Origin of the sequence: uncultured Tateyamaria sp. (genome assembly GCF_947503045.1) — a bacterium.
GTDB lineage: Bacteria > Pseudomonadota > Alphaproteobacteria > Rhodobacterales > Rhodobacteraceae > Tateyamaria.
Genome location: NZ_CANNCF010000001.1, coordinates 109,682 through 124,489, shown reverse-complemented (window position 1 = coordinate 124,489; position 14,808 = coordinate 109,682). Strand labels below are relative to the sequence as shown.

10 protein-coding genes are annotated in these 14,808 nt (G+C 60.7%); 3 read left to right on the top strand and 7 right to left on the bottom strand.

All coding sequences use genetic code 11. The annotated features are described in order from the left end of the window. Positions 1-28 precede the first annotated feature (28 nt). Positions 29-1,468, top strand: a complete 1,440-nt coding sequence (locus tag Q1A89_RS00605; RefSeq protein WP_299722226.1) for an aldehyde dehydrogenase family protein — start codon at positions 29-31, stop codon at positions 1,466-1,468. 232 nt (positions 1,469-1,700) lie between these two features. On the opposite strand, the gene Q1A89_RS00600 is transcribed toward Q1A89_RS00605, so the two are convergent. The 4 genes from Q1A89_RS00600 to Q1A89_RS00585 all read right to left on the bottom strand — a co-directional run bounded on the left by Q1A89_RS00600 (position 1,701) and on the right by Q1A89_RS00585 (position 9,354). Then, positions 1,701-2,513 (bottom strand): methyltransferase domain-containing protein, encoded by an 813-nt coding sequence (locus tag Q1A89_RS00600; RefSeq protein ID WP_299722223.1) that lies wholly within the window; start codon positions 2,511-2,513, stop codon positions 1,701-1,703. A gap of 160 nt (positions 2,514-2,673) precedes the next feature. Then, positions 2,674-3,102 (bottom strand): hypothetical protein, encoded by a 429-nt coding sequence (locus Q1A89_RS00595; protein ID WP_299722220.1) that lies wholly within the window; start codon positions 3,100-3,102, stop codon positions 2,674-2,676. Between the two features lie 22 nt (positions 3,103-3,124). After that, positions 3,125-7,243 (bottom strand): hypothetical protein, encoded by a 4,119-nt coding sequence (locus Q1A89_RS00590; protein WP_299722217.1) that lies wholly within the window; start codon positions 7,241-7,243, stop codon positions 3,125-3,127. Next, positions 7,240-9,354: a hypothetical protein gene (locus Q1A89_RS00585; protein WP_299722214.1), complete on the bottom strand. Its 2,115-nt coding sequence runs from the start codon at positions 9,352-9,354 to the stop codon at positions 7,240-7,242. Before Q1A89_RS00585 ends, Q1A89_RS00590 begins: the two co-directional genes overlap by 4 nt. Positions 9,355-9,552: 198 nt before the next feature. Between Q1A89_RS00585 and Q1A89_RS00580 the strand changes: the two genes are divergently transcribed. Further along, positions 9,553-9,909: a MerR family transcriptional regulator gene (locus Q1A89_RS00580; protein ID WP_299722211.1), complete on the top strand. Its 357-nt coding sequence runs from the start codon at positions 9,553-9,555 to the stop codon at positions 9,907-9,909. After that, positions 9,906-10,625 (top strand): transporter substrate-binding domain-containing protein, encoded by a 720-nt coding sequence (locus Q1A89_RS00575; protein WP_299722208.1) that lies wholly within the window; start codon positions 9,906-9,908, stop codon positions 10,623-10,625. The genes Q1A89_RS00580 and Q1A89_RS00575 overlap by 4 nt, the downstream gene beginning before the upstream one ends. A 31-nt stretch (positions 10,626-10,656) precedes the next feature. Here Q1A89_RS00575 and Q1A89_RS00570 read toward each other — a convergent pair whose 3' ends face one another. The 3 genes from Q1A89_RS00570 to Q1A89_RS23475 form a co-directional block, all read right to left on the bottom strand. Then, positions 10,657-11,259, bottom strand: coding sequence for an AAA family ATPase (locus Q1A89_RS00570; RefSeq protein WP_299722205.1), 603 nt, complete (start codon positions 11,257-11,259; stop codon positions 10,657-10,659). Between the two features lie 454 nt (positions 11,260-11,713). Beyond that, on the bottom strand, positions 11,714-14,029 hold the full coding sequence (locus tag Q1A89_RS00565) for an EAL domain-containing protein (RefSeq protein WP_299722202.1): 2,316 nt from the start codon (positions 14,027-14,029) through the stop codon (positions 11,714-11,716). 361 nt (positions 14,030-14,390) lie between these two features. Continuing rightward, positions 14,391-14,708 carry a GFA family protein gene (locus tag Q1A89_RS23475; protein ID WP_366524457.1) on the bottom strand — a complete coding sequence of 106 codons (318 nt, stop codon included), beginning with the start codon at positions 14,706-14,708 and terminating at the stop codon, positions 14,391-14,393. Between the last annotated feature and the right edge of the window lie 100 nt (positions 14,709-14,808).

The window sequence follows — 14,808 nt, the reverse complement described above, 5'->3', positions numbered from 1 at the left end:
CGACTCAGTTCTTTCGGGAGGCATCACCATGCTCGTCAAACGCGACTTTTACATCAACGGCCAGTGGGTCGCCCCGCGCGGCGGCACCGACCATCACGTGATCGACCCCTCAACCGAAGAGCCCTGCGCGACGATCTCGCTGGGCGGGGCCGAAGATGCTGAGGCGGCGATTGCTGCCGCCAAGGCCGCATTGCCCGCATGGATGCGCACCGACCCGGCCGAACGCATCGCGCTGGTCGAAAAACTGATCGCCATCTACGAGACCCGGGCCGAGGATCTGGCCCAGGCCATGTCCGCCGAAATGGGCGCCCCCATCGACATGTCGCGCAGCAGCCAGGTGGGTGCAGGCACATGGCATCTGAAGAATTTCGTGCGTGCGGCCAAGGGGTTCCAGTTCAACCGTCCGCTAGGCGATCACGCCCCGAACGACCGGATCATCTATGAACCTGTCGGTGTCGCCGCCCTGATCACGCCATGGAACTGGCCGATGAACCAGGTCAGTCTCAAGGTCGGGGCCGCCGCCATCGCGGGCTGCACCATGGTGCTGAAACCCAGCGAGGAATCCCCGCTTAACGCGATGATCTTTGCCGAGCTGATGGACGAGGCGGGCTTTCCCGCCGGTGTCTTCAACCTCGTGAATGGCGATGGCGCCGGTGTGGGCACCACCCTGTCCGGGCACAAGGACGTGGACATGGTCAGCTTTACCGGATCAAGCCGTGCGGGCACGTTGATCTCCAAAAATGCCGCCGACACGCTGAAACGCGTACACCTCGAACTGGGCGGCAAGGGCGCCAATCTGATCTTTGAAGATGCCGACGAAAAGGCGGTGAAACGCGGCGTGCTGCACATGATGAACAACACCGGCCAGTCCTGTAACGCACCCAGCCGTATGCTGGTGCAGCGCGGCATCTATGACCGCGTGGTGGACGAGGCGGCGGCGATTGCAGGCAAGGTCACCGTGGGCCCTGCCAGCGACGCGGGCCGCCATATCGGCCCCGTGGTGAACGAGGCGCAATGGACCAAGATCCAGGGCTTGATCGACAAGGGCATCAGTGAGGGCGCACGCCTTGTCGCCGGTGGTCCGGGTCGCCCCGAAGGCTTCAACAAGGGGTTTTATGTGCGCCCCACGGTGTTTGCGGATGTGCGCAACGACATGACCATCGCGCGCGAGGAAATCTTTGGCCCCGTGCTGTCGATCATCCCGTTCGAGACCGAGGAAGAGGCCGTCGAGATCGCCAATGACACGCCCTATGGGCTGACGAACTATGTTCAGACGCAGGACACGGGCCGCGCCAACCGGCTGGCCACGCAACTGCGCTCGGGTATGGTCGAAATGAACGGCACATCCCGCGCGGCGGGCGCGCCCTTTGGTGGCATGAAACAGTCCGGCAATGGCCGCGAAGGCGGCGTCTGGGGCATCGAGGATTTCCTCGAAGTGAAGGCGGTGAGCGGCTGGGCGGCGGAATAGCGACGTTGGCCTCGCACTGACGCGAGACGGGTGATCGACAGCCCGTGGGAGGGCGATCCGAACCAACGGCTACTGCGCTTTATGGCTGCCAAGGACATCTTCGCGACCCATTGTTTGCGACGGATACCATATCGCCATCCCGTCATGCCACAGGCATGCCGACCTGTTGTTGGCGCACCTGTGGTGCGACGGGACGGGCTGGTCCTTCTCGGCAGATTTGGCGGAGGCCAAATCATAGGCTATGTGGTTTTGTTGCGATCTGGCTCACATAGGACATGAAACCAAAAAACGTATCGGCAGCCACCCTGCGCCTTGCTTCCGATTTCAATGCCTCTGCGGTTTCGGCAAACAGCAAACCGTCCTCAACCATGCGATCCGCACCCCGGTCAATCACGGTGAGAAAGTAGGCTGCCTCGCCCTCCGCCACATATCCGTGGCCCGTCCGGGCGCCGAGTTGAAACCCGGTCTCTGCCAGAATCCCTGAGATTTGCCGCATGATCCAGAGGTTGGTCACATTCTGATGGATCATGAACTTGATCAGCTGATCGAGCGGATCGAAATCCGCGATCTGCGCCGTCGCGGTGCTGTAATCACCATCGCAGATCGCCAGCACGCCACCCGGTTTCAGAATCCGGAATGCTTCGCGCACCACGTCTTCGGGCCCCGGAACGTGGCACAGCAATGTGTGCATCAACACGAGGTCAAAGCTTTCATCCGCAAACCCCGTGGCCTTGGCGTCACCGATGTCAAAGCTCAGCCGGTCATCACCGTCAAAGCTGTTCCTGGCCCGGTCCACCATGACGGGCGATGGTTCGAGCCCGTGCGCGGTGGCCGCACCTGCAAGCTCCAGCAAATCGCGTGTGACGTGTCCGGTGCCCGACCCAAGCTCTAGCGCACGGGCGCCTTCGGGCAGGTGCAGGTCTTCCATGTAGGCCTTGCGAATTGCGATCTGGGCAGGCTCCAGGCAGCGGGCTTCCATGGCCGCCGCAATACGCTCCTGAAGGGCGATATCTTGCGCGCCGAGATCGGAATATGGATCGGTCATTGGGCACCTCGTTCCGTATGATCCACGTGACCCTACGACAGGCTGGCGGTTCCGCAAACACCTGTGCCCTTGGCTGAGGTCTGCAGGTGCAAGCCGCCCGCGCCGACGAGGGGGCCACGACCAACCGGGATCTGAAGCGCGCCGTTACACGGCGGCCCTCTCACCCCTCGCCAGCGGCCATCTTTTGCAGCCGTTCAAACCGTTCTGCGGTCTGCGCAAGCTTGTCCAACAGCAGCTCGGTCGAGATGGTGATTGTCTCATCATCGTCCAGCACGATGACGGTCTGGTCCCCGCTCGGTGTCATGACCAGTTCCGACGGATCACCACGCAGACGATAGCGTACGGTCTCGCCTGCTTTCAGCGCGGCAGGGGCGTCGATCACCAGCGCCTGATAGACCGAGAAAAGATCATCCGTCACCACGACGCTGTCCCTCTCATCATCAAACACGATCCCCCCGGTGCCGACACTGTTCAGGCCCATGTCACGCACAAAGTCCGGAACATCGAGCAGTGCTTCGTCCGAGGTGAGCCGACCGTCCGGGCCGGGGACACGCAGGTAAACTTCGAGCAGCGAGGCGGGGTCTGTCATGGTGACTTGAAGTCCTTTTGTCTTAGATGCCGATTGCGCGACCAATGGTCAACATATCGCTGGGGATTATGGAATCAACGTCAGGTCCCGGATTTGGATACATCTGGCCCAGAACGGCCTCGGTCGGGACGGCTTGGGGCGGCGCTGGCGGTGGCCCCGGTGGCGGGGTCCACTTGCGGGTATTCAGCTCGAACCCGAGATGGATGCTAATCGTTGGCGGGGGCGGTGAGGGCACGTCAACATTCACGTCATATTCATCCCAAACGCCGTTCACGGCGGTTTGATATGCGTTTGGCAGGACGGCTGGCCCTCCCGGCACGGGCGGCAGTCCGGCCGTCATTGCCGCCAAAAGCGTGTTCGGGTTGGCCGCTTCCTTTGCCTTTTGAATGGCTGACGTCACAAATGCCGCCATATTGGCCCCCGTGATCGTTTCGGGCAGCATCGACGTCGTCTTGGCGGCGTCCGTGGCCTTGGCGAGGTCCTTGACGGCTTGCGGCCTGACACGCGGGTGCTGAGCACCGATCCAGTCCGCCTTGGACAGCGCGCCGACGATGTACTCTTCCTGCGGCGGGAAGGACCGCCCATTGCGCTCCATTGTTTCATAGACGTGACGTTCGGCGATGTGGGCAAGGTCGGCGCTCGTGGTTTCGGCCGGATACGGGTTTGGGTTTGGTGCCAAAACGGCCGCATGCGGTGTCTGCGCCGCGGCAGCCCCGGTGTAGGGCGCGGCCACAAGGGATGCTGCATTTCGGATCAGGTCATCCTTACCCATGGCCCCGGCATGTTTGTGTTTTTCGCCCTTCAGGATATTGGTCATCCCTGCGGCTGTCACAACTTCTTCGCTGTTGGCGGCACCTTGGTGATGTTGGTTGATCCACATCATCAGGTCCCGGCATCTGGCGTCCAGAGCCGTGAGGCTGGCCGTGCACGCCAATTGGCGGGCATCCGCATCAGCGATCTTCTGGTCCACACCCACCGGCCTGTTCTGAAGGGCATTCAGATCAGCGGTTTCTGTGACGGTGCGCTTGGCCACGTCAATTTGCTGCAACCGTGCCACGTGCCGCGCAATCTCGATTTTCACTTTCCGCGCCGCTTCCTTGAAGGCCGTGCAGGACGAGGTTGCGGCTTTGGCGGCGGCCTGCCCGGCCTCGATGGCGCGGGCGGCGGGCTGGATCGCCCCGGCGTTTGCTCCGCCCGGGGGCGTCAATGCGGCAACGCCGACAGCCACCCCGAAATCGGTGATCGCTTTGGCAGACAGCGCGTCCTGAGCGGCGCGATAGGCCTCGCACGCCTCGATCTGCGCAATGCACGAGGCGCCGGGCGCGGCGGCCAGGGCTGTTTTTTCCGCCGCATCGGAAAATGCAGTATGGATCGCGGAGGCTGCGGCAGGCGGAACGGGCGGTGCCATCAGTTCGGACAAAAGTGCTGCCCCGCTGTCAGCCATGGCCCGCGTCGCGTTTCCGGTGCTCGTGATCAGCGCAGACTTGTGGGCCGGTGAGACGGGATTGCCCGCGACCAGATCCGCCTCGCCATTTGTGCGGGCAGCGGTTGTGACGCCATTGGCAGTGCCCTGCTGGGCAGACAGGATGGTCTTGGCCTGGGTGATTTGATACTCGGCCAGCTTGCGCGCGCCTTCCGCTGCAGCGGTTGCCGCAGCACCGGCTGCCGTAAGCGCGGTATCCCGGTTCACCTTGTTCTCGGCCTCACGTGCTGCGCCAAGTGCGGCCTCTGCCGCCACGGCACAGGCCTCGATCAGATTCTCATAGAGCGCAGGCAGAACCGCCGGGAGGGCAGACGCCGTCAACGCAACGCGCGCTGTGTCTGCCGCAGTGGCCGCAGTGACGGCGGCCAGATTGGCCGTGGTGATCTGTGCCGTGACCTCGCCCGCATCAGGCGGGCTGCCTTTTGTTTCGGCCGCTTTGCGGTAGGCGGCGTCTTTGGCCGCCTGTTCCAGCGCCGGGTCACCTGTGGCGACAAGCGCTGCACGATCAGCCTCGGTGAGAGCCGCGAACCGGGCAGAGGCCGCGGCCACATCGGCGGCGAGTTGCATATCGTCACGCCCCACCGTGTTGGCAGGCATACGTTCAATCGCGTCGCGCGCGGCGTTGGCTTGCGTCGCTGCGGCCATCATGGGCTTGGCCGTGGCCGACCGGAAGGCAGCCGCCGTGTCCGCAGCCGCCGCTGTTGTGCGCACGGCCAGTGCAACCGCGTCGGCGGCGGCCTTGGCGGCCTTCAGTGCCGCCTGCCCCTTGGTCTGATCAACGGCGGCTTGCCCGGCGCGGGCGGCCTCATCCGCACATCGCGCGGCATGATCGATCAGCGCAATCTCAACCGGGCGCGGTGCCGCCATCAGGGTCGCGGTGGCTGCATTTGCGGCAGCGGTGCACCGCTCTGCGGCGTCATCAAGTACCTTGTAGGCGGCGGCGCGATCCCCACCGGGTGTGACGTCGTCCACCCCCTTTTTCGCCGCCGCCGCCAGGGCAGCCGGGTCACCGGCAGAGGCAGCGCTGGCACCGGCAGCCAGTTGAGCCGTCTCCATCAGACCCTTCAGTGCGGCCTGTTCCGCGGCGGGGGCACCTGCGGCGCGGGCAAGCGTCAGCCCAAGGGCCTGGGTTGCAACACCTGCCGGGCCAGCCGCAGTTGCCGTGGCCGCCGCCAGCCGCTTGAGAGCGAGGTCAATGGCGTCCCCGGACGCCTTGATCTGCACAATCGCCGCGTCCCGTGCGGCGACATTCGGCTCCGTGTCTGCAAGCGGAAGAAGTTGGCGCGTGGCCACGCGCACCGCCTCGATTTCGGCCAGCGTGGCCCCCTCAAGCTTGGCCACCAGCGCATCGGTCAAATCCTTCAACGCGGCTGTCGCATCAGTGGTTTGCGTCGTGCGTTCGGCATCTGCATCACCGGCCACACTTGCGCCAAGGTCGTCGGCGGCGCCCTTCAGGATGGTTGAGGCGTCCGACAGGATCGCGGCTTGCGTTCTGTCCGGCTCTGCCAGTGCTCCGTCAAGCAGGCGTGCGGCGGCAGGTCCGTCAAGGCTCGCCTCGACCGCGCCCGTGCCGACCTGTTGCGGCGGCAGCGGCCTTGCGCTGGCCACTCCTGCGCCACTGCTGGCGGCATTGGCCACGACATCCGGCGCACCCGCCGTGCCGCACAGCGCGTTGAGGTTCGTCATGAACGGGGTGCGCAATCTGGCTGCCGCCTGCGCTTCGGTCATCAGCGGCACCGGCGGGGGTGGTCCGGTATTGTAGCGGTTCAGGAACCCGGTGATCGCACTGTTCAGCCGCTGCCCTGCCCGTTTATCGGTGCCGTCAAATGCGGTCAGCATCGCCTCGAGACTGCCCAGATCCTCGGCGGCAGGCGGCGACGGGGCAAACCCGTCGTAAAGCTCGACAAGCCTTGCCGGGTTGTTGCCCAGACCATGTTCGATCACATCCGCCAACATGTCAGGCCGCCCGGCGGCGCGCCCGTCCATGCCGCCCTTGGTCATCAGCCCACTCAGCTTGGCCTGATCGGCGGGTGCGGCAAAATCGACAGTCAGTTGCTTGAGCACGTCCCCGTCCCCACGCCCGGCCAGCGCGCCAAACGCTTCTGGCGCCGTGCCCATGCCACCTGCCGACAACACGGCGTCCAGGGCGGCCCGTTCACCCGGGTTTGCAAACTTGCCGCAGACGGTGGCGAACCTGTCCGCGTTGCCGTCACAACCGCCTTGCAGCATGGCCGCCAGCGCATCCGGGTTCTTGGCCAAACCCCCTTCGCTCAGCATGGACTTGAAATTCGCCAGAATCCCGGGATCGCTTTGCAGCTTATCCGCCAGTGTCTTCAAAAGCGCCGGATCGCGTTTGCAGCCCTTTTCGGCGAGAACCGCAAACAGCTTGATGTCACCTCCCAGCGTGTCATTCACCATCGTCCCAAGAACAACCGGGTTCGGGAAGGCCGCCATCAGCGCCTTCAGGTCGGGTGTCGCTGGCATGGCATCGGCAAAGGCGCTCAGTTTGTCCGGATCGGGAAACGCGCCCACCAGAGAATCAAGCGTTGCCTGATCATGGTCGGTCTTGATCTTTTCGCGATCCGCGATGTTCCGGGCCACTTGCAACATATAGCGTTCCAGCGCGGCAACGGCAGCTTCGGCGGCGGTCAGCTTCATGGTTCCAACGCTCCATTCAACGCATCCTCAGCCGCCTTGCGCAGCTTGAGCAGCATGGTGGCTTCGGCCGCCAACGCAGCGCCGGGGGCAGGCCCCACCTTGCCCAAACGGGCCCGCAACGGGCGGATGGCCGCGCTCAGCTTGCGCGCCTCTTTGGCAATGTCAGCCAGCGTCGTGGTGACCGCCGAAAGATCGTCCAGAGACGCCTCACCCGCCGTTTCGGCGGTCGTGATGCGATCCAGAAAGGGCTGTTTCTGCACATCGGTCAATGCGGTGACCGAACTCTCCCCAACCGCGTCCCGAGCGGAGGTGACAAGCAGCGCCAGATCCGCAAGCGCCTGTGTTATCTCTTCGTTCAGGGTTTCAAGCTTGCCTTCCAGCGTGGTCGTCGCCGTGTCCGCGTCTTCAACGATTTTGGTTTTGGCGGCGATTTCGGCCGCCGGCAATTCCTTGAGTTGCGCCCAGTCCGCGAGTGCTGCCAGCGGGCCGGCAATGCCCTCAGCCTCCAGTTTCAGCGGATCGCTCTTGCCTGCCGGTGCCTTGGCATGCGGGGCAAGTTTACCTTCACCCCATTTCAACCGCGCAACCACAGCGGCCGCCTTTTTCAGCAGATCCTGTCGTTGCTCCAGATACTTTTTGGCGTTTTCAACTGCCGTGCGCAGAGGTGCGATCAGATCGCCAGCCGTGCCCAGATTGGCCTCGGACGATGGATCCGGCAAAGCGTCGCTCAGGTTTTTTTGGGCAGCCTCGACCAGCGCCGTGTCGTCGCCTGCACATTCGGCATCGACCGAGTCGACAAGGTCTTGGCCCTCCTGCAACAGCGCCAGCCGCTTGGCCGCACGTTCCAGCACCCGTTTTTCGATGGCGGCATCGACGTCGCTCACCAGCGTTTCAAGGGCTTTTTTCGCGGTCTGCGCCGCTTCGAAACCTGCGGGCAGCACCGGTTCAGGCAAGGCAGTGGTCAGCGCAGCAATACCGTCTTCGAGGGATTTGCGCTCTTCTTCGCTCATATCCTTGGTGGTGAGGCTGTCTTGTATCTCGTCGCGATAGACAATGGCTTCGGCCCGGAATGTCGCGCGTTCTTCGCGGTCGGTGGTGGCGTTTTCGATGGCCGTTTTGACAAGGGGGGGCAGTTGCGGAGCAAGCAGGGCCGCCGCCTCCAAGTCAGAGTCGCTGCAGGGGTCCGGCAGGGCCTTGCGGATCGACTCCGCCATATCCCCGGCGGTCTTCTTGTCGGTGCTGCGCACGTCCTGCGGCAAGGTTTCCATGGCATCCTCGACCGTCTTCAGCATTTCGGCGCGCCGTTCTGCCCGTTTGGTTGCGCGTTCAAGGATCGCCGCCTTGATGGCCGTCACAAGGGTGCCAAGCGCCTTCAGCTTGTCTTCCGCGCGGCCAATGTCACCCGGTCCACAGGGGTCGGGCAGCGCGGATCGCACCGCCTCCTGCGCATCGCTCAATTTGGTGCCTTCGCTCTCGATAAAATCCTCTTCTTTCAGGCTTTCGGCGAGGGTTTGGGTTTCACCCAGGATCGCAGTGCGACGTTCGGCACAGTCGGCGGCCAGATTGTCCTGCGCCGTTTTGAGAAGCGGGGCAAGCTCGGGCTCAAGGCCGGTCGCCTCTGCGATGTTTTCAATGCTGCTGGGATCTGGCAGGGCCGTTCTGATCGCTTCAATTTTTGTCTCAATCGCCGCGCGATCTTCTTTGCGGAATGCCTCCTCAATGTCTTCTTCAATATCCGAGGCACTTTTCAACAGCTTGGTCCGTTGCGTAACCCGACCCGCGATGGCACTGGCGACCTGCTCGTGCAGTTCCACAAGCGCTTCAAGCCCGACCGACGCGGCGCGCAAATCCGCCTGCGACATGTCGGCGTCGACCATGCGCCGCAATTCGCGGCGTTGATCGTTGATGTCCTTGATTTCCGTGTCCGAGGCTGCGGCAGGCGGTGCAAGCCGCACGATTTCGTCCATCAGGAACTTGGTATCTTCCGCCCGCACCGCAGCGCTCGGGCTTTCGGGCTGCAACTGGTCTGTCAGTACTTCTTCGATGCGACTCGGAGCCCGTAAAATATAGCGTTCTATGAATTCACGTTGCTGCTGGGTGAGAGTGGCCATCGAATTTCCTGATAGACGTCACAACCGAGCCTAGTGCTGAATTCCGATTCGCTAAACCTGCAATTGAAACTGTTATGTCGGGCATCTCCGGAAAACGCGGTACTGACCGTGGCGGTGCAGGGTCACTTTTTCATAACTCGGCGTTGACTTAGAGTTGCTCTAACCCGCTAGGCAACGATCTAAGGAAGGCATCCAACCATGAAAATTGCAGAGGCGGCCAAGGCCTGCGGACTGTCCGCGCACACAATCCGGTTTTACGAAAAATCGGACATGTTGCCCCGGATCGAGCGCGGCCCGGATGGGCATCGGCGGTTCACGCCGCCGCTGATCGAATGGCTGACGCTGCTTTATTGGCTGCGCGAAACCGGCATGCCGCTGGCGCAGATGCGCCAATTCACGGCCCTTGCCAAAGCGGGGGATGCCGGGATGCCCGAGCGGCGCAAAATCCTCGCCGATCACGCGGACACGCTCAGGGCCAAGCGCGCAACGCTCGAAAAATGCGAACGCATCCTCGCCATCAAGATCGCGAGCTACGGCCCCACGGAGGACCCATGAAATTTGCCTACCTGATCGAGCCTCCGTTCAATTGCATCGATGCCACGGGCCGCGTTACCGGCTGCGATGTGGAACTTGCGCGGCATGTGTTTTGCGAACTCGGAATTGCGGAGTTTGAACCCGTCGAAACCGAGTTCGGCGCGTTGCTGCCCGGGCTAGCGCAGGGACGCTGGCGCATGACAACCGGCCTATTCGGGACAGACGAACGCAGGCAAACCGCGCAATTCAGTCGCCCCATATGGGCGTTGCCGGACGGGTTGCTGGTGGCAAAAGGCAATCCATTGGGCCTAAGCGGCTATCAATCGCTGGCAGATCATCCGCACGCCCGATTGGCCGTCATTCGCGACCAATTCCAGCACCGCTCGGCCGTGGAATTTGGCCTTCCAGAGGACCGCATCGCCGTGTTTGAAACCTACACCGAGGCGGCCAAGGCGGTGAAAGACCAAGCCGTCGACGCCTATGCCAGCGTCGGTATGGCCCATGCAGGCTTCATCGCGCAAAACAGCGCATGGCCGATTGAATTGGTCCCGGTGCCGCCGCGCGAAAAACCTCCAGCCTTTGGCTCATTCGCCTTCTGTCTGGACGACACCGCGTTTTTGCGGGACGTGAATGCCGTACTCTCACACTACCTCGGAACCGACGCACATCGCGCAATAGCCGCGAGCTTTGGCTTTTCCGATCACGAGGTTGATCTGGTTGCAGGGTTTGACACCTGACGCTCCTCCCTCCGGAGCCCGTGTGCGGCACCTAACCAAACAGCCGATCATCGACGTCCTTGCACAGTTGATCCGGGCTCAGGCTCCCGTCCACCCTGATCGCCTGCAGCCCAAGCTCCGCAATCTCCGCACGCAGGCGCGCCGTAAACAGCGCATCCCGCGCAAGCAGGTTCGCCAGCGCTTTCTCGGGGTCATTGGTCTTGTGCGCGATATCCCACGTCGTCCCCCGCGCATCAAAGGCGCGGCGGCGGAAGGTCGGAGTCGGCAGCAACCAGATCGCGCGGCGGGGTGCCTGCAGAAGCGGTACGACACGTTTCGGCAACAGCCGGAACCCTTCGGCAATCACCGGCCTGTCGCGCGGAAGCGCCAGGAGATCGTCCACGATCAGCTCAAACCCTTCGCCCTCAAACCAATGAAAACTGTCGAGCATAACCTGCGGCGTCCGGTGAACCCAACGCGCGTCCATGTCCATGTTCATAAACGCGCGCAGCTTGGGGCAGCGCGCCATGTGGCAGCGGCTCACATGCTCGTCCATGGCGGCATCGGTATCGTAAAGAACAGCACCGCGCCTCACCACCAACTCTTGCGCAACGGTGGACTTGCCCGCACCGCTGCCGCCGCCAATCCAGCACACGTGTGACAAAGCAGACCGAAGGTTTTCTGTTGCGCGCATGCCCGACCGAATAGCACAGACGCTATTAAAAGCAGACTTTGAAACGGCGCCGCGCCGCTCAATTGCCAGTCCACTGGGTGACGACAAAACGCTATTTCCCGGGCAGTTTTTGGATCGAGGATATCGCAACGCAAACCTGTCGCACCAAGCTCAACCAAATCGCCGGCTGAGCGGTGGATGGAGCGGCGCCTTTTGGCTTGGGTCCGATCCGGGTTCTAAAGGGAAGGGTAGCGAAGGGCGGGTTGGAGCCCTCTATATCCGAGACCACGGGTAGGGCAGGCGGGGTGCGGTGGCGCAAAACCGCGCCAGTAGGCGTCGTTTGGTGTCTGCGGATCAAGCGGGATGGTGGCGCCGTTTCAAGACGGCAAGGCAATCCCGGCCTGAAAGCCGCAAGGTAGCACGCCTTGTGTGACAACTAGCCGGATGCCTGTCGTCTGTTGCCCAAAGTCAAATTCTGAAAATCGCTCGCTGTGACGGGGCGCGAAAAGAAATAGCCTTGCAACACGTCACACCCCAACTCGGCAAGTATTTCAACGGATCGTTGCGTTTCGACACCTTCCGCAACAACCTCCAGATTCAAACGCTTACTCAGGCTGACAATGGCAGAAACGATTGACTGCGCCTCGGGCTCTTCGATCTCGAAAATGAAGGAACGGTCGATCTTGAGTCGATTGAGTGGCAAGGCACGCACATAGCTGAGCGATGAATACCCCGTTCCAAAATCGTCCAAGGCGATGGCAATGCCAGCGTCGGCCAGCTCTTCCAAAAGGAAACGCGTCGCGGGGACATCATCGATAAGCACGCCTTCTGTGATCTCGATTTCAAGGCGTTCCGGAGGAAACCCGGTTTCCTTCAAGATGCGTTTTACCGTTTTCGCGATATTTCCACGCATCACCTGAACAGGGGACAGGTTGACAGCAAGCATCAAAGGTTCACCATCTATCCCCGGTGACCAGTCGAGGGCGTCTAAACACGCGCGTCGCAAAACTTGTTCACCAAGGTCGTGAATAAGGCCTGTTTCTTCTGCGATGGTGATAAATACATCCGGGCCAACGAAACCAAGTTCGGCATCAGTCCATCTTGCAAGAGCCTCGGCACCAACAAGCTTCCCGCTCTGGGCACAGTGTTGTGCCTGGTAAAAGGGCAAGATCTCACCCTCCTGAATGGCTTTGCGCAGCCTTTCGGTCAAAATGATCCGCTTTTGCAACCCATCCATCATCTTTTTGACGAAGGTGACGCATTTATTGCGTCCACTCCGCTTTGCCGCATAAAGGGCGAGATCAGCCTGATTGAGCAGGGTCAAACCGTGGTCCGTATCGTTTGGAAACTTGGCGATTCCAACGGATCCAGAGATCCCGATGTCCAAATGATCTATGACAAACGGTTTTGACAGGCTTTCGAGTATCTCGTGCCCTGATTTGTCACTCAGAATGTGCGTTTCGTCGGCTTCGAGTACATACAAGACCAGAAACTCATCGCCTCCCAGCCGGGCGACCATGCCCGTTTTCCCGACGACCGCACGCAGTCTTTCGGCCACCAGTTTTAATAATTTGTCCCCGACAAAGTGCCCGTAGCCATCGTTGACTTGTTTGAAGCCATCAAGATCGATCAGGAAAATCAATGCCTTATGTTGCTTGGCATCCAGCGCCTCGAGTTTTGAGTGCACATAATTGCGGTTGTACGTTCTTGTAAGAGGATCATGCGTGGCGAGGAATTCGATGTGTTTCTTGGCCTCGACTGCGGCACTGGCATCCGCAAAAATACCTCTGTAGCCCGCAAATCTGTCATCTTCGTATTGTGGGCGGCCTTTCATTACGATCCATTTCACGGATTTGTCCGAAGGATTGCGCAGCGGCAATGTGATATCGTAGAGGTCAATCTGCTCGTCAAATGCCTTGCTGATCTTGCTGATTTCGCTTTGGCCCTCTTCTTCGACCGTTTTATCGATGGCCAGAACAAGGCTTGTTTCGTGCAGATCATCCTCACTCAACGACATGAGCTCGAGAACCTGGCGCGGGCAACTGATCAAACGCCCATCGGCATCCGTTCGCCATATCCACTCGTTTCCCTGTTCTTCATAGTCCTTCAGAAGAAGGTCAACGACTTCGGTTTTTTGTGCGAGAGCTTCGTGGTTTCTAAACGCCCGCATTTGGTTCTTCGCGCGCTCTAACACGGCGTTGAAAACAGCGGCTGACACGACCACCGCAAGAACTCCAAGCAAAAGATCCTGAGATGAGCCAACGGTGAACGCATACAAGGTCGGGACAAGGACAAGCGTACTGGCCTGGATGGCAAGATACCAGAACGCGGCCTTTGGGGCCTGAGAAAACCCCACCGTGCCCAGTGCAAGGCTGCCCACCATAACAGATACCAGAACGGTTTTCGCGTTTCCGTCGACGAATGGATAAAACAGCGCGCACCCCAGACACCAAAGGAACGAGTTGACTATTGTTTCGTTGACAAACCGGGTCATGTCCGAGGCTTGTCCGTCCGTTAGATAACTGGTGCGCCACGTCCAAAACAGCCACCATGAGAACGCGAGCATCAGACTGGTCCAGGCGATAACAACCCCGTTCACGCCCGCACCCCAAGCCTGAAATGCCAGGGTTGGTGCAAACAGCGTATTGCCGATAACAAACACGCGCATCTGTTCGATCGCGCCGCGGATTTGCAGTTTTCGCAGGCGACTTGCCGCGCCCTTGGGCAGGTTCTCCGGGGCAATCTCATTCAACCCGAGCGCATGGTACGCATTTGAAAGAACAGACCTTAGTGTCATGGTTATCGCAAACCCACCTTTTTCCGCCCTCCTTGGACGCATGGGTGTTCTACTGATGGAGCCACTAAAGTTCTTTGAATGCTGGTCCTTTGAGCCCACCAAAGTATATTGAAATTAGTGAAATTTTTTCTTGAGAAGCCCACTGACAGCATTCGACAAGGCTTCAATGAATCCAGTCAAATGGCACGCATTGTCAGTCGAAAGCCGAGCCGAGAAATGAGCGCCCCATTCTTGTCAAAGCAGCCCGGGTATGACCCATTTCATCATCCGATTGGAACCCATTGCAAGTGCAGCATAGGTATGTCCGGGGCCCAAACTATCCTTTGATTATCGAGGCTTCATCCCACATCGGTGCAGAGTTCGCGCAAATCGATTTTTCCGGTTCATACATGTTTGGGTCGTCCAATGAAGACGCGTGTACGTATATCCGGTCACTCATCCGTTGGCTGTTCCGCGTGATCTGAGACCCGCATGTCGGACAGAAACCGCTGAAGGTTGACTGACCCGATCCGCCCGACATCTCGTATGTCTTGCAGGTGTCGGTGATCGTAAAACCTTCAAGTGCGAGCGGCATCATCTCGGAATGACCCGAGCCGGTAAGTTGCTGGCAATCACGACAGTGGCAGCGAAACATGGGGGCATCCAAACGGGTGCCTTCATAACGAACTGATCCACATTTACATCCACCAGAAACTCGCTCTGACATCGCCGTTCCTCCGTTCTTGAAACATTAG